This window comes from Hymenobacter telluris (genome assembly GCF_017313265.1).
Classification (GTDB): domain Bacteria; phylum Bacteroidota; class Bacteroidia; order Cytophagales; family Hymenobacteraceae; genus Hymenobacter; species Hymenobacter telluris.
Window position 1 is genome coordinate 452436 of the sequence record NZ_JAFLQZ010000002.1, and the last position, 15580, is coordinate 468015.

Below are 15580 nucleotides of genomic sequence, written 5' to 3' on the forward strand. Positions count from 1 at the left end.
GCCCGATGCAGGGCAAAATTATTGTATTCTCGGCTCCTTCTGGTGCTGGCAAAACGACCATAGTTCATCGATTGCTGGATCGAATTCCAGAGTTGAACTTCTCCATTTCCGCGTGTACGCGTGACCGTCGGGGGCGCGCTGAGGCCAACGGCAAGGACTACTACTTCATTTCCGTGCAGGAATTCCAGGAGAAAATCCGGGAAGACGCCTTCGTGGAATGGGAAGAAGTATATGAAGGTGCATTTTACGGCACGCTCAAATCAGAAATTGAGCGCATCTGGGAAAGCGGCAAGCACGCTATTCTTGATGTAGATGTGAAAGGTGGCCTGAGTATCAAAGAGTTCTACAAAGACCGGGCATTAGCTGTTTTCGTGCGCCCTCCATCCTTGGAAGTGCTAGAAGGCCGGCTCCGCCAGCGCGCTACCGACTCCGCATCCAGTATTTCCGCTCGTTTATATAAAGCCAACTTCGAACTTACATTCGAAGACCGGTTTGATGTAACAGTGGTAAACGACGACCTGGATGAGGCTTCTGCTGCTGCTGAAAAGCTAGTGCGTGACTTTATCACCGTTGAGCCAGCCGTGCTGTGAGTTCGTCTGAGCAGAAAAGGGTAGGGCTACTTTTCGGTTCTTTCAACCCTATTCACATCGGGCACCTTATCCTGGCGCAGCACATGGTCACGCACACCGATTTAGCGGAAGTGTGGTTTGTGGTTTCGCCACAAAGCCCGTATAAGGTTGGGCAGCAGTTGCTACCCGAGCAAGACCGACTAGCATTGGTGGAGGCCGCTATTGCAGATAATCCGCAACTGCGTACCTCTAGCGTAGAATTTCAACTGCCCAGGCCGAATTATACGGTTGCTACTCTCGATGAGCTAGGTCGGCAGTATCCGCAGTACCAGTTCGTGTTGCTGATGGGAGGCGACAATTTGGCTGGATTAGCTGGATGGAAAGACACAGCGCGTATTCAGCAGGAGTTCGATATGTATGTGTATCCCCGGCCGGGTTACGAAATGCCAGTTGAAGCAGCTAACAACCCGCGCTTGCGCATCGTTGAAGCGCCTCCGCTAGATATATCGGCTACTTTCATCCGCGAAAGTTTGCATGCAGGTAAGTCTATCCGGTATTTGGTGCCAGAAGCAGTAGAGCAGCAGATTGAGGCCAACAGGTATTGGGCTTCCCAGTAGCTAAGCCGGCTGTTATCCATGATAAAAGAAAAGCCGCTCCAATAAGTTGGAGCGGCTTTTCTTTTATCATGGCCGAGAAATCAGATAGTCATGATTTCCGATTCCTTCTTGCTCATCAGGTCATCAATTTTACTGATATAGCTGTCAGTTGCCTTCTGAACTTTAGCTTCGGCGTCTTTAATGGCGTCTTCGGCTGCCCCATCCTTTAGCAGCTTACGCAACGAGTCATTTACATCTTTACGGATGCCCCGGATGCGTACTTTGCCAGTTTCCGTTTCGTTCTTCACTTGCTTCACCAACTCACGGCGGCGTTCTTCCGTCATGGGCGGGATGTTGAGGCGGACACCCTCTGCATCAGAAACAGGGTTCAAGCCTAAATCACTGTTTTTGATAGCCTTGGCTACTTCTGCTATCATGTTCTTTTCCCATGGTTTAATAAGCAGCGAGCGGGCATCAGGAGTTGCGATGTTGGCAATCTGAGCAATAGGCGTTGGAGTGCCGTAGTAATCTACGCGCAATGAATCAAGCATGGCAGGGGAGGCCTTGCCAGCGCGAATACGGCTCAGCTCCGAGCCTGTATGTTGCAGCGACTTGCCCATTGATTCTTCGGCTTCGCTCAGATAAAACTGAATTTCTTCGTCCATTTTTTGAAAGAGTTAAAAATTGTGTGCTAAAGGATGATGTCAGCTACCCGAATGCAACAAGCGCAGCGGCTGCCTCCACCCTTTGCTCGCAGTTAGGCTTTTCCGGTTGGGGTATCAAGGCTAGGCTGTAGGCTGCTGTGCTTGCTGTCCAAAATAGCAGCATTGTTGCTGCCAGTCATGGTTACGAGGGTTCCTACGGTTTCGCCATCAATAAGGCGCTGTAAGTTACCTTCCTTGTTCATATCAAAAACGATGATGGGCAGGTTGTTCTCCTTGCACAGCGTAAAGGCCGTCATGTCCATTACGTTCAGGTTTTTCTCCATCACCTCCTCAAAGGTAATCTCTGGATAACGCGTAGCCGAAGGGTCTTTTTCAGGGTCGGCGGTGTAAATACCATCTACGCGAGTACCTTTCAACACAACATCTGCTTCTATTTCGATAGCCCGCAACGAAGCTGCCGAATCAGTTGTGAAGTATGGGGAGCCGATACCCGCCCCAAAAATTACAACCCGGCCCTTCTCCAAATGGCGCACGGCCCGCCGCCGGATATATGGCTCACAAACCCGCTGAATAGTAAGGCCCGACAGCAGCCGAGTGCTTACTTCCAGCTTTTCCAGAGCGCTCTGCAAAGCCATTGAGTTGATAACTGTTGCCAGCATCCCCATATAGTCGCCCTGCACTCGGTCGAGGCCCAGCGCAGAGGCCTGCACTCCCCGGAAAATATTGCCGCCCCCAATCACAACTGCCACTTGTGTACCCGTAGCGGCCGCCGATTTGATTTCCTCGGCGTATTGCATGAGCCGCGTAGCATCAATGCCATACTGTTGCTGACCCATCAGGGCTTCGCCGCTTAGCTTGAGCAGAATTCGTTTGTATTTCAAAATACGAAGGGTTAGGTAGGAAATCAGGGGTGAAATTTCACAGAAAAAGTTGATTCTGCCCGTGTAGCAGTATCCTTAGCTGAACTGGATGAGAACTTGGCCTTTGGTTACGTTGTCGCGGAGCCCAACCTTAATGGCCGCTATAGTGCCATCAGCGGGAGCCTTCAGAATATTCTCCATTTTCATGGCTTCCAACACTAGCAGCGCGTCACCTTTCTGAATTACTTGGCCCGGCTCCACCCGAACTGCCACAATAAGGCCCGGCATAGGGGCTTTCAATTCGTTCACCTTGTTAGCGCTGGCAGCACTCATGCCTAGCTTACTAAGCAACAGGTCGAAACGGTCTTGCACTTGCAGGTTCACCAACTGACCGTTCAGCTTCAGTTGAAATGCCTTGTTAACATAGTCCGCCTCTATTACTTCTGCTACTACCGACTGGTTGTTATACACCACATGAAACTTGCCTTCACCCAATACGGTGATGTCCCAATCAAACAACTCGTTATTGACAGTTATCGGCCCGTTTGGGCGGTAATCAACGTTCCATGTTTGAGTGGAATTGGTACTGACCTGTAGCATAAGCAGAAGGAACGGAGCAGGGTGAAAAGGGCTTAAAGATAGTCCAAATCTCAAATAATTTCGGAACTTGAGGTCCCATACACTCTCTGCATTTTCGCATGAAATATTCGCTTCTCGGCGTTCTGGGCCTAGTCCTTGTGTGTCAGTTGGAAGCAACGGCTCAGACAGTTAAGTCAGGTAAATCAACGACCAGCAAAGCCGCCACTCACAAGAAAACGTCGGCAGGCAGCGAACCAGTTTCCACTTCGCCTGCTCCCGCCACTATAGTTGTGCCTTCCTGGCTGCCGCCAACCAATCCGGTGCAGCCCGCCGCCACCATCGTACACGATTTACTGGATACCAAGCTCGATGTGCGTTTCGACTGGGGCCGGCAGTGGCTGCTTGGCACTGCTACACTTACCCTGCGTCCGCACTTCTATCCTCAAAACCAATTGGTGCTCGATGCCAAAGGGTTTGAGGTGAAAACCGTGCGTTTGGTAACTGGTACCAAGGAAAAGAACCTCAATTTCGCTTACGATAAGAAAAAGCTGACCGTCACTTTAGATAGGCAGTACAGCCGTACCGAGCCTTATCAGGTGCGCATTCAATACACTGCCAAACCCAATGAATTAGAGGCGGGAGGTAGTGCCGCCATTACCGGGGACAAAGGCCTGTACTTTATCAACCCATTAGGCACCGACAAAACCAAGCCGCGCCAGGTTTGGACTCAGGGCGAGACAGAGGGAAGCTCCTGCTGGTTTCCAACCATCGATAAGCCCAACCAGCGCATGACGCAGGAAATCAGCCTGACAGTGGAAGCAAACCTAAAAACGCTATCCAATGGCTTACTGATTGCTTCAAAGAAAAACAACGACGGTACCCGCACCGATACATGGAAGCAAAGCCTGCCTCATGCTCCCTACTTGGCTATGCTAGCTGCTGGCGATTTTGCTGTGGTAAGCGACTCGTGGCGAGGCAAGGCGGTTGATTACTATGTTGATCCACAGTTTGCCGGTACGGCTAAAGCAGTTTTCGGTAATACTCCCGAAATGCTGACTTTCTTCTCGCAGAAGCTGGGAGTTGACTTCCCATGGGAAAAGTACAGCCAAGTGGCCGTGCACGACTTTGTATCGGGGGCTATGGAGAATACCACTGCCGTTACGTTCGAGCAAAGCATTGTGCAGTTCACCGCCCGCGAATTGCCCGATGTTGGCTACGACCCCGAATCTACCGTAGCGCACGAACTGTTCCACCATTGGTTCGGCGACTACGTTACAACGGAATCATGGGCAAACCTGCCCCTCAACGAGTCATTCGCTGATTACTCAGAACTGCTATGGGCTGAGTATAAATATGGGGCCGACGCCGCCGCCTTGGTACAACAGGAAAAAATGAACCGCTACCTGGAGGAAGCCCAGAGCAAGCGTGAACCCCTAATCCGTTACCAGTATGCGCAAAACGAAGACATGTTTGACCGGCACTCTTATGACAAGGGTGGCCGGGTACTCCACATGCTGCGCAAATACGTCGGTGACGACGCTTTCTTTACTGCCCTGAACCGGTATCTAACGCAGAATAAACTCTCTTCTACCGAAGTAGCTAAGCTTCGCATAGCCTTTGAGGAAACAACTGGTGAGGATTTGATGTGGTTTTTCGACCAATGGTTCTTGCACCGCGGGCATCCTGAACTTAAGGTAACACACAGTTACATCGGTAATCAGGTGAATCTGCATGTTCAGCAACTCCAAGATTCCACCTTCACGCCCATTTACCGCCTACCTGTTACGGTTACCACCTGGGTCAACAATCAGCCGACCGACCACCGTATTGTTGTCACTAAAGCCGATCAAACGTTTCGCTTGATGGTAAATCAACGTCCTAGCCTCGTTAAATTCGACAGCGAGGCGCAACTCTTAGCACAGATAGAAGAAGAGCGTAGCCAAGATGAACTACTCTACCAATTCAGTCACGCTCGCAATTATTTGCAGAAATACGAAGCCATCGACCTGCTCAGAACTAAAAACTCCGACCTAGCAGTAAGCGCAATGCTCCGTAACGCTCTGGATGATAAATTCTGGGCAGTGCGTCAGGCAGCAGTGCAGGCCTTACGACGCTATAAGGGAGCAGAAGGCAATGCAGTACGCAGAGAGTTACAGCGAGTAGCTGCATCCGATAAAAACAACCAAGTCCGGGCTACCGCAATAGCCACCTTGTCAGCTTTCAACAACGAGGATTACGGTTCAATCTACACTGCAGCACTATCTGATAGTTCTTATCGGATAGTAAGTGCTGCAATACAAGCATTAGCTAAAGCTCCGACCCCCGACTCGCGTGACCGTATCAACGCATTGCAAGCAACGAAAAGCCATGAAGTGCTGAATGCATTGTCAGCATATTACTCACTTAACGGTAATTCGATAGAGCAGTATCAATGGTTTCTGCGTCGCTTACCCGACGTAAGCGAGGTTGATTTATACCAGTCTTACTTGCCCAACTTTGCTACATTCATGCTTCGTATCCCAGTGGTTGAACGAGACAAGGGCGTGCAGAAGCTCGAAAGTCTAGCGCGTACCAGCCCACGCAACTACGTACGGCTAGGAGCCTACCGTGGCCTGAATATCTTGGCACCCAGTATGCCCATGCTAAAAGCAACTATGCAGGATATCCGTAATAAAGAGAAAGACGAGCAAGTGAAGGCCTATTACGCGCTTATGCAGTAGCAACCTAAAAAATATTTCATAGCCCTACCTAGCGCTCATAACTAGCTTTCGAATAAGTAATCAGTGAGTTAGCATAAGTATAGTAGAGGATCTAAATCGGCCAATTCAAAAAAAGTGCAGCGTTTTTGAACTGTGTGCTTGACTTACATCAGAAAGCCGCTAATTTTGCAACTCAATTTAACAACCTAGCCAGCTAAGGCAGATTGTTAAAGAGAAAGTATTCGAAGTAAATGGCTTTGAATAAATGCTTGGGGGGGTTCCAGAGCGGCCAAATGGGACAGACTGTAACTCTGTTAGCGTAAGCTTTCGAAGGTTCGAATCCTTCTCCCCCCACAAGCAAACAACTGAGTAGGGAAAGGCCGAAAACTAATTTGGTTATTCTTTAATCAGTTGGTATGTATGCGGGAGTAGCTCAGTTGGTAGAGCGGCAGCCTTCCAAGCTGCAGGTCGCGGGTTCGAACCTCGTCTCCCGCTCTGTGCAACAAATGGTGAGCAGTTATAAACTGTGCGGCATTCGTTGTAGCTTTGCAAAAAAAAATAACAAGCCGTTTTAGCTCAGTGGTAGAGCACTTCCTTGGTAAGGAAGAGGTCATGGGTTCAAATCCCATAAATGGCTCAGAATTACGAGTGCCACCAAAACAGTTATTCTGCTTTGATTGGATCTATCAGACAAGTAAAGCGACGTGCAATCCTTATTTAACGGAGCTGCGTTTCGCTTTCTTGCAGTATAGCCGAGTCGCGTTTTTCCGCCCCCTTTACTTTAAAAGTTCTTTTTAATCTCATTACAATGGCCAAAGAAAATTTTGATCGTTCCAAGCCGCACGTGAACATCGGTACGATCGGGCACGTCGACCACGGCAAAACCACCCTGACCGCTGCTATCACCACGGTACTGGCGAACAAAGGTTTGGCCGCTAAGCGTGACTTCTCGTCGATCGACAACGCTCCTGAAGAGAAAGAGCGTGGTATCACGATCAACACGGCTCACGTTGAGTACGCTACCGAAAACCGTCACTATGCTCACGTTGACTGCCCTGGTCACGCTGACTATGTGAAGAACATGGTAACTGGTGCTGCTCAGATGGACGGTGCTATCCTTGTAGTAGCTGCCACCGACGGCCCAATGCCCCAGACTCGTGAGCACATCCTGCTCGCTCGTCAGGTAGGTGTTCCTCAACTCGTTGTGTTCATGAACAAAGTGGACATGGTGGATGACCCAGAACTGCTCGAATTGGTAGAGATGGAAATCCGTGAGTTGCTTTCTTTCTATGACTTCGATGGCGACAACATTCCAGTTATCCAGGGTTCTGCTCTAGGTGGCTTGAACGGTGATGCCAACTGGGTTCCTAAGATCGAGGAATTGATGGACGCTGTTGACAGCTTCATTCCAATCCCTGCTCGTTTGACCGACCTGCCCTTCCTGATGCCAGTAGAGGACGTATTCTCTATCACGGGTCGTGGTACTGTTGCTACCGGTCGTATCGAGCGTGGTATCATCAACTCTGGTGAGCAAGTTGATATCTTGGGTATGGGCGCTGCCGCCGGCCTGAAGTCGACCGTAACTGGTGTTGAGATGTTCCGCAAGATCCTTGACCGTGGTGAAGCTGGTGACAACGTAGGTCTGTTGCTCCGTGGTATTGAAAAAGAAGCCATCCGCCGTGGTATGGTTATCTGCAAGCCCGGCTCGGTAACTCCTCACCAGAAGTTCAAGGCTGAAGTGTACGTCCTCTCGAAAGAGGAAGGTGGCCGTCACACCCCGTTCTTCAACAACTACCGTCCGCAGTTCTATCTGCGTACCACCGACGTTACTGGCATCATCACCTTGGGTGAAGGTGTAGAAATGGTAATGCCTGGTGACAACGTTACTATCACTGTTGAATTGATCAACAAAGTGGCAATGGAAAAAGGCCTGCGTTTCGCTATCCGCGAGGGTGGTCGCACGGTAGGTGCTGGTCAGGTTACTGAAATCCTCGACTAGTTTTCCTTTAAAACAATACAATCCGCCTCCGATTTTTTCGGGGGCGGATTTGTTTTATCTAACTAGTTCAGTACATTTGCAGTCCCAATCCCACAGACGGTGGTACAGGGAGAAATACACGAGTGTAGTTCAAGGGTAGAATAGAGGTCTCCAAAACCTTTGATGGGAGTTCGAATCTCTCCACTCGTGCTCTAAACGAAGCAGGTCAAACCTAGCTTCACGTAATTAAAGCCAGCCCATAGGCGACGCATAATGAGCAAGCTAACTAAGTACTTCCGCGATACAACTGAAGAGATGCGTTACAAGGTAACGTGGCCTTCTTTTGAGGAGCTGCAGAAAAGCGCCGGTTTGGTGCTGATCGGTTCATTAGTTTTTGCTGCTGTTGTAGGCCTAATGGATGTAATTTTCAAAACCGGTCTGGAGGCGTTCTACAATTCCTTCCGTTAATCGGTCAGCAGATGGGAGAGTTGAAATGGTACGTAGTTCGCTCAGTGAGTGGACAGGAGAAAAAGGCCAAGACCTATCTCGAAACTGAAATAGGTCGTCATGGTCTTTCAGATCTAATGCCTCAAGTGCTGATTCCAGCGGAGAAGGTGTACGAGATGCGGAACGGCAAGAAGCGGGTGCGCGAGCGTAACTTCTTTCCAGGCTACATTTTGATTCATGCTGATCTTTCACACGGTGAGGTAGACCACATCATTACAAGTACTCCTGGTATCCTAGGGTTCTTGAGTGACAAAGAAGGTAAGTCAGCTAACACAAAGCCTGTGCCGTTGCGAATGGCTGAAGTGAATCGCATCCTTGGTATCGTAGACGAGACGGAAGAAGAAACTGCAACACTGGAAACTCCTTTCGTTGTTGGTGAACTTGTGAAGGTGGTAGATGGTGCTTTTAGTGGCTTCTCTGGTAACGTATCAGAAGTGTTTGAAGAGCGTAAGAAGCTCAACGTAATTGTAAAAATATTTGGCCGTAGCACTCCTATGGAGTTGAGCTATACTCAGGTCGAAAAAGAGTCATAAGCGAGATTGTAGAAGTGAGAGCTTAGAACTTAGAGCCTTAAATATCTAAGTTCTAAGCTCTCACTTCTACAATCCCAAAAGAAAACGTCGTCGGTTATCAACTCCGGACCGGCGGAGCTTCCACTCGGAGTTATTATAAAACTGCGGATGATGCGGGTTACGTCGCAGAGTCCAAAGCCTTACAAACCAAATGGCCAAGGAAATTAGAGGTTATCTGAAGCTTCAGATAAAGGGAGGTGCCGCAAACCCTGCGCCGCCGGTTGGACCTGCACTTGGTAGCAAAGGCCTTAACATCATGGAGTTTTGCAAGCAGTTCAATGCTCGCACCCAAGATAAGGCCGGCCAAGTTTGTCCTGTACTCATCACCATGTACACCGACAAGTCTTTTGACTTTGTTGTGAAGACTCCTCCGGTGCCAGTTCTCCTTATGGAGGCTGCTAAGCTCCAGAGTGGTTCGAAAGAGCCTAACCGTAATAAGGTTGGTTCTGTGTCGTGGGACCAGGTGCGCACCATCGCTGAAACGAAGATGCCAGACCTGAACGCTTTTAAAGTGGAGTCTGCAATGTTGCAAGTAGCTGGTACGGCTCGCAGCATGGGCATCACTGTGTCAGGCACTTCTCCTTTTGCTGAATAATTAACGACGGAGAAGACATGGCACAAGTAAGCAAAAAGCGCAAGGAAGCCCTTGCAAAGCACGATCTGACGCAGGTTCGTAATCTGGTAGAAGCAGCTAAAGTGGTAAAGGACATTACCTATACCAAATTTGATGCTTCAGTGGATATCGACGTTCGGTTGGGTGTTGATCCTCGGAAAGCTGATCAAATGGTACGTGGCGTTGCTACGCTGCCCCATGGTACGGGCAAAACCGTTCGTGTATTGGCACTCGTGACTCCCGATAAGGAGGCCGAAGCTACTGCCGCCGGTGCTGACTACGTTGGTCTGGACGACTATATCTCGAAAATCGAGAAAGGCTGGACGGACATTGACGTAATCATCACTATGCCGTCTGTGATGGCCAAGGTTGGTCGTTTGGGCCGGGTACTGGGTCCTCGTGGCCTGATGCCAAACCCGAAGTCGGGTACGGTAACTACGGATGTAGCCAAAGCGGTGCAGGAAGTGAAAGCTGGTAAAATCGACTTCAAAGTCGATAAAACTGGTATCATTCACTGCTCGGTAGGTAAGGTGTCGTTCGATGAGCAGAAACTCGCCGAAAACGCTATTGAAGTGATTCAAACACTCACCCGTTTGAAGCCTTCTTCATCTAAGGGCACGTACATCAAGAGCATCACGCTTTCGAGCACGATGAGCCCAGCCGTTCCGGTTGACACGCAAGTAACTTCCGCTTAAGTAAAACCAACACGACGATATGAACCGGGAAGAAAAACAAGCCCTAGTCGACGAGTTGAGCGAGAAGTTTCAATCGCACAACGCGTTCTACATTGCCGATGCTTCGGGAATGTCGGTGGCAAAAATCAACGAATTCCGTCGCCTGTGCTTCAACCGTGGGTTGGAGTACAAGGTGTACAAAAACACTTTTATCCGTAAGGCGCTCGACACTTTAGGTGGCGACACTACCGAGATGGATGCTGCACTAGCTGGCCAGTCAGGTGTTCTTTTCTCGAAAGAGTCGGGTTCGGCACCAGCCAAGCTGTTGAAGGATTTCTACAAGTCGCAGAACTACGGTAAAAACGTAGAACCGAAACCTGCCTTGAAAGGCGCTTACATTGATGCAAGCATCTATGTGGGAGCTAATCAGTTGGAAACTCTTAGCACGATTAAAGGCAAGCAAGAACTCATCGGTGACATCATCGGTCTGTTGCAGTCGCCTGCCAAGAATGTTATTTCCGCTCTGTCGAGCGGCGGCAGCAAATTGGCTGGTATCCTCAAAACGCTTTCCGAAAAAGAAGAGGTTGCAGGCTAACCGCTGCTCATCTTTTTCATGCATACAATTCAAAAGTTCAACAACCCCTTTTTTAACAATCTACAGAAATGGCAGATTTGAAAGCATTCGCCGAGCAGCTCGTTAGCCTGACGGTAAAAGAAGTAAACGAGTTGGCCACTATCCTGAAGGATGAGTACGGCATTGAGCCAGCTGCTGCTGCTCCCTTAATGGTAGCTGGTGGTGGCGCTGCCGCTGCTGACGCTCCTGAAGAAAAGACTTCATTTGACGTAGTTCTGAAGTCGGCTGGTAGTGCTAAACTGGCTGTTGTGAAGCTGGTGAAAGACTTGACCGGTCTTGGCTTGAAAGAAGCTAAAGAACTAGTTGACGGTGCTCCTAAGCCTTTGAAAGAAGGTGTAACCAAAGACGAAGCTGAGTCGCTGAAGAAGCAGCTGGAAGAAGCTGGTGCTGAAGTAGAGGTTAAGTAATTACCCTGCAACGCCGCTTTTAACCAACAAATAAGGGGAGGCCTGGCAACTAAGCCAGGTCTTTTCCTGTTTGTAGGCAACAAACTATACTGAAGTTCGTTTGCACGCCGCTTTGCGGCTTTTTGTGCCTACGGACCTTGATGCGTGAAGTTCTGCTTCACGTTTCTGTCTATCGGCCAAGATAGGCTTTTGCTCTGCTTGCCGATAATTTGTCACCAAGTAACTTGGTGAGTCAGTGCTTTCCCAGTGTCATTTCTTAACCCCACATACATTGGCTACACCGAACGCACAAACTGCATTGCAGAAGCTGCAGGCCGCTGACGAGCGGATCAACTTTGCCAAGATTAAAAAGGTTATTGAGTATCCGGATTTCCTAGACGTGCAGGTTCGCTCGTTCATGGACTTCTTCCAATTGGAGACGGCTGCTGAAAACCGTACTGATGAAGGGCTTTTCAAGGTATTCGCTGAGAACTTTCCGATTTCGGACTCTCGCGAGAACTTTGTTCTGACCTTTATCGACTATCACGTAGATCCTCCGAAATATTCGGTGGATGAATGTATCGACCGTGGCTTGACGTATTCAGTGCCTTTGAAAGCTAAGTTGCGCCTAGTCTGCAATGACACGGACAACGAGGACTTCGAGACGATTGAGCAGGAAGTGTTTTTGGGCAACATCCCATACATGACTGAGAAAGGCTCATTCGTTATCAACGGTGCTGAGCGTGTTATTGTATCGCAGCTGCACCGTTCGCCGGGCGTGTTCTTTGCTCAAAGCAAGCACACTAACGGCACGAAACTGTACTCAGCTCGTATCATCCCGTTCAAAGGCTCGTGGATTGAGTTTGCCACGGACGTGAACAACGTAATGTACGCTTACATTGACCGGAAGAAGAAGTTTCCGGTTACTACGCTGCTCCGCGCTATCGGTTATGGCACCGACAAGGACATTCTCGATTTGTTCGGGTTGTCGGAAGAGGTAAAGGCTGACCGCAAGAACCTGAAGCGTGCTGTAGGCCGCAAACTGGCTGCCCGGGTACTGCGCACTTGGACGGAAGACTTCGTGGACGAGGATACCGGCGAAGTGGTATCTATCGACCGGAACGAAGTATTGCTGGAGCGCGACTCGACTATCCAGGAAGACGACATCGAAACGATTCTCAATGCAGGCCCGAAATCGGTGATTCTGCACAAGGAGAACGTGAATATTGCGGACTTCGCTATCATATACAACACGCTTCAGAAGGATAACTCCAACTCGGAGAAAGAAGCCGTCGAGCAGATCTATCGTCAACTCCGGAATACGGAGGCTCCCGACGAAGAAACTGCCCGCGACATTATCCAGAAGCTGTTCTTTTCGGACAAGCGCTACGATCTTGGTGACGTAGGCCGCTACCGTATCAATAAAAAGCTTGGCATTGACATGAGCCAAGAGGCTCGGGTATTGACCAACCAGGACATTGTGCTGATTGTGAAATACCTGATTGGTCTGATCAACTCGAAGGCCATTGTCGATGACATTGACCACTTGAGCAACCGTCGGGTGCGCACGGTAGGGGAGCAGTTGTACGCTCAGTTTGGCGTAGGTCTGGCCCGCATGGCGCGTACCATCAAGGAGCGCATGAACGTGCGCGACAACGAGGACTTCAAGCCGGTTGACCTGATCAATGCCCGTACCCTGTCGAGCGTTATTAACTCTTTCTTCGGCACCAACCAGTTGTCGCAGTTCATGGACCAAACCAACCCGCTGGCCGAAGTGACGCACAAGCGTCGCGTATCGGCACTCGGGCCAGGAGGTCTGTCGCGCGAACGGGCTGGTTTCGAAGTACGTGACGTTCACTACACGCATTACGGCCGCCTGTGCACTATCGAAACGCCGGAAGGACCAAACATCGGTCTGATTTCGTCGCTCTGCGTGCATGCCCGGGTTAACTCAATGGGCTTCATCGAGACGCCTTACCGCAACGTAGAAGGCGGCAAGGTGGACGTTAGTTCGAACGTGAAGTACCTGACGGCTGAGGAAGAAGACACCCACCACATTGCGCAGGCTAACGCTCGCATCGATGAAGAAGGCAACTTCACCAACGAACTAGTAAAAGGTCGTTTCGAAGGTGACTTCCCAGTGGTAGGTCCGTCGGAATACAGCTACATGGACGTAGCTCCTAACCAGATTGTATCGGTTGCTGCTTCGCTGATTCCGTTCTTGGAGCACGATGACGCCAACCGTGCCCTGATGGGTTCGAACATGCAGCGCCAGGCAGTTCCGCTGTTGAAAGCCGAGGCTCCAATTGTGGGCACCGGCTTGGAAGGCCGCGTAGCCAGCGACTCTCGTACGCTGGTAGTAGCGGAAGGCGACGGTGTTATCGACTACGTTGATGCTAACCGCATCGTGGTGCGCTACGACCTGACGGAAGACGATATTTTGGTAAGCTTCGATGCTGAGAAGATTTCGTACGACCTCATCAAGTTCCGCCGTACCAACCAGGATACCTGCATCAACCTAACGCCGCTGGTGAAAACCGGTGAGCGGGTGGTAAAAGGCCAAGTGCTTTGCGAAGGCTACGGCACCAATAAAGGTGAGTTGGCCCTCGGCCGTAACATGCAGGTGGCGTTCATGCCATGGCAGGGTTACAACTTCGAGGATGCCATTGTCATCTCGGAGAAAGTAGTACGCGACGACATCTTCACTTCGATTCACATCGAAGAGTTTGAGTTGGAAGTGCGTGAAACCAAGCGTGGCGAAGAAGAGCTGACTTCGGAAATTCCGAACGTGAGCGAAGAAGCTGTTCGTAACCTCGACGACAACGGTATCATTCGGTTGGGTGCTGAAGTGAAGGAAGGCGACATTCTGATTGGAAAAATCACGCCGAAAGGCGAGACGGACCCGACGCCGGAGGAGAAGCTGCTCCGTGCCATCTTTGGTGACAAAGCCGGCGACGTGAAGGATGCTTCGCTTAAGGCGCCGCCATCCTTGAACGGTGTGGTTATTGGTACCAAGCTGTTCTCGCGCCCTAAAAAAGACAAAAACCTCCGGGCCAAGTCGAAGAAGGAAGTGGAAGAGCTGAAGGATGCTTACGCTAAGGAGTTGCGCGCAGTGAAGGCCGTTATGGTCGACAAGCTGGTGCAGTTGCTGGAAGGCAAAACTTCGCAAGGTGTGAAGCACAAGTTCGGCGACGAAATCCTGGCGAAGGGTGCCAAGTTTGGGAAGAAGAACATTGCTGATGCCTTGTTCCCCGAGAAGAACCCTTACAAGGACGAGAGCAACTACGCCGTGCCTGAGGAGGTCAACATGTTCAAGGACCTTGTCCTTGAAGGTTGGACTGCCGACGCCCGCGTAAACACGATGGTGACACAATTGGTGAAAAACTACGCCAAGCGTCGTAACACCATCACGGCCCGTTTCAAGCGCGACCGGTTTACGCTGGAAGTAGGCGACGAACTGCCCGCTGGCATCGTACAACTGGCCAAAGTGTACATCGCCAAGAAGCGTAAGCTGAAGGTGGGTGATAAAATGGCTGGTCGTCACGGTAACAAAGGGGTAGTAGCCCGCATCGTGCGCGATGAGGACATGCCTTTCTTGCCTGACGGTACGCCAATGGATATCGTGCTCAACCCGCTTGGTGTACCAAGCCGGATGAACATCGGTCAGATTTACGAGACGGTATTGGGCTGGGCTGGCCTTAAGCTAGGCCGCACCTATGCTACCCCAATTTTCGATGGTGCTACCGAAGAGGAAGTATCGAAGGAATTGACAGAAGCTGGTCTGCCGCACTTTGGTCGTGCTTACCTACATGACGGCCTAACTGGTCAGCGTTTCGACCAGCCGGTAACCGTGGGCGTGATTTACATGCTCAAACTCGGTCACTTGGTTGACGACAAGATGCACGCCCGTTCCATCGGGCCGTACTCGCTCATCACGCAGCAGCCGCTGGGTGGTAAGGCGCAGTTCGGTGGTCAGCGCTTCGGCGAGATGGAAGTATGGGCGCTGGAGGCCTTCGGTGCTTCCAACGTGCTCCAAGAAATCCTGACTGTGAAGTCGGATGACGTGGTAGGCCGTGCCAAAGCGTACGAAGCCATTGTAAAAGGTGACGTACTGCCCAAGCCGAATATCCCCGAGTCATTCAACGTACTCATCCACGAGTTGCGCGGTCTGGCCCTAGAAATCACGCTTGACTAAGGTTTGAAAATAGTGGCTGCTGGTGCTTCGGTATCGGCAGCCACTTTTCAAGT

The 15580-nt window shown here is 50.4% G+C and carries 14 protein-coding genes and 4 tRNA genes; 15 read left to right on the top strand and 3 right to left on the bottom strand.

Annotated features, from left to right (window positions below; all coding sequences use genetic code 11):
• The first annotated feature begins 5 nt into the window (after window positions 1–5).
• The gene (gmk, locus tag J0X19_RS04160; RefSeq protein WP_206981555.1) at window positions 6–590 is read left to right on the top strand and encodes a guanylate kinase; all 585 of its coding nucleotides are present in this window, start codon (window positions 6–8) and stop codon (window positions 588–590) included.
• Complete coding sequence (gene nadD, locus J0X19_RS04165) at window positions 587–1186, top strand: nicotinate (nicotinamide) nucleotide adenylyltransferase (RefSeq protein WP_206981556.1); 600 nt, start codon at window positions 587–589, stop codon at window positions 1184–1186. Before gmk ends, nadD begins: the two co-directional genes overlap by 4 nt.
• A gap of 80 nt (window positions 1187–1266) precedes the next feature.
• Here the strand turns inward: nadD and frr are convergent, their stop codons facing one another.
• The 3 genes from frr to J0X19_RS04180 form a co-directional block, all read right to left on the bottom strand.
• On the bottom strand, window positions 1267–1830 hold the full coding sequence (frr, locus tag J0X19_RS04170) for a ribosome recycling factor (protein WP_206981559.1): 564 nt from the start codon (window positions 1828–1830) through the stop codon (window positions 1267–1269).
• Between the two features lie 92 nt (window positions 1831–1922).
• Window positions 1923–2711 carry a UMP kinase gene (pyrH, locus tag J0X19_RS04175; protein ID WP_206981562.1) on the bottom strand — a complete coding sequence of 263 codons (789 nt, stop codon included), beginning with the start codon at window positions 2709–2711 and terminating at the stop codon, window positions 1923–1925.
• A 75-nt stretch (window positions 2712–2786) separates the two neighbouring features.
• The gene (locus J0X19_RS04180; RefSeq protein WP_206981564.1) at window positions 2787–3290 is read right to left on the bottom strand and encodes a biotin/lipoyl-containing protein; all 504 of its coding nucleotides are present in this window, start codon (window positions 3288–3290) and stop codon (window positions 2787–2789) included.
• A 98-nt stretch (window positions 3291–3388) separates the two neighbouring features.
• On the opposite strand from J0X19_RS04180, the gene J0X19_RS04185 reads away from it, so the two are divergent.
• From J0X19_RS04185 to rpoB, 13 genes are all read left to right on the top strand, one after another.
• On the top strand, window positions 3389–5989 hold the full coding sequence (locus tag J0X19_RS04185; protein ID WP_206981566.1) for a M1 family metallopeptidase: 2601 nt from the start codon (window positions 3389–3391) through the stop codon (window positions 5987–5989).
• A gap of 250 nt (window positions 5990–6239) precedes the next feature.
• Window positions 6240–6322 (top strand) — tRNA-Tyr (locus J0X19_RS04190).
• Between the two features lie 68 nt (window positions 6323–6390).
• Window positions 6391–6463, top strand: a tRNA-Gly gene (locus tag J0X19_RS04195).
• A 70-nt stretch (window positions 6464–6533) separates the two neighbouring features.
• Window positions 6534–6605: transfer RNA gene (locus J0X19_RS04200), tRNA-Thr, on the top strand.
• A 171-nt stretch (window positions 6606–6776) separates the two neighbouring features.
• Entirely contained in the window at window positions 6777–7967 is a 1191-nt protein-coding gene (gene tuf, locus J0X19_RS04205; RefSeq protein WP_206981568.1) for an elongation factor Tu, read from the top strand.
• A 118-nt stretch (window positions 7968–8085) separates the two neighbouring features.
• Window positions 8086–8156: transfer RNA gene (locus tag J0X19_RS04210), tRNA-Trp, on the top strand.
• A 63-nt stretch (window positions 8157–8219) separates the two neighbouring features.
• Complete coding sequence (secE, locus tag J0X19_RS04215) at window positions 8220–8414, top strand: preprotein translocase subunit SecE (RefSeq protein ID WP_022822111.1); 195 nt, start codon at window positions 8220–8222, stop codon at window positions 8412–8414.
• 11 nt (window positions 8415–8425) lie between these two features.
• Entirely contained in the window at window positions 8426–8986 is a 561-nt protein-coding gene (nusG, locus tag J0X19_RS04220) for a transcription termination/antitermination protein NusG (RefSeq protein ID WP_206981585.1), read from the top strand.
• Between the two features lie 190 nt (window positions 8987–9176).
• Window positions 9177–9620: a 50S ribosomal protein L11 gene (rplK, locus tag J0X19_RS04225; RefSeq protein ID WP_022822113.1), complete on the top strand. Its 444-nt coding sequence runs from the start codon at window positions 9177–9179 to the stop codon at window positions 9618–9620.
• A gap of 17 nt (window positions 9621–9637) precedes the next feature.
• Entirely contained in the window at window positions 9638–10333 is a 696-nt protein-coding gene (rplA, locus tag J0X19_RS04230; RefSeq protein ID WP_022822114.1) for a 50S ribosomal protein L1, read from the top strand.
• Between the two features lie 19 nt (window positions 10334–10352).
• Complete coding sequence (gene rplJ / locus J0X19_RS04235) at window positions 10353–10907, top strand: 50S ribosomal protein L10 (protein ID WP_206981588.1); 555 nt, start codon at window positions 10353–10355, stop codon at window positions 10905–10907.
• A gap of 68 nt (window positions 10908–10975) precedes the next feature.
• A complete protein-coding gene (gene rplL, locus J0X19_RS04240; protein WP_206981590.1) occupies window positions 10976–11353 on the top strand; it encodes a 50S ribosomal protein L7/L12 in 378 nt (125 codons plus the stop codon).
• Window positions 11354–11624: 271 nt separating this feature from the next.
• Window positions 11625–15527, top strand: a complete 3903-nt coding sequence (rpoB, locus tag J0X19_RS04245) for a DNA-directed RNA polymerase subunit beta (RefSeq protein ID WP_394369096.1) — start codon at window positions 11625–11627, stop codon at window positions 15525–15527.
• Window positions 15528–15580 lie beyond the last annotated feature (53 nt).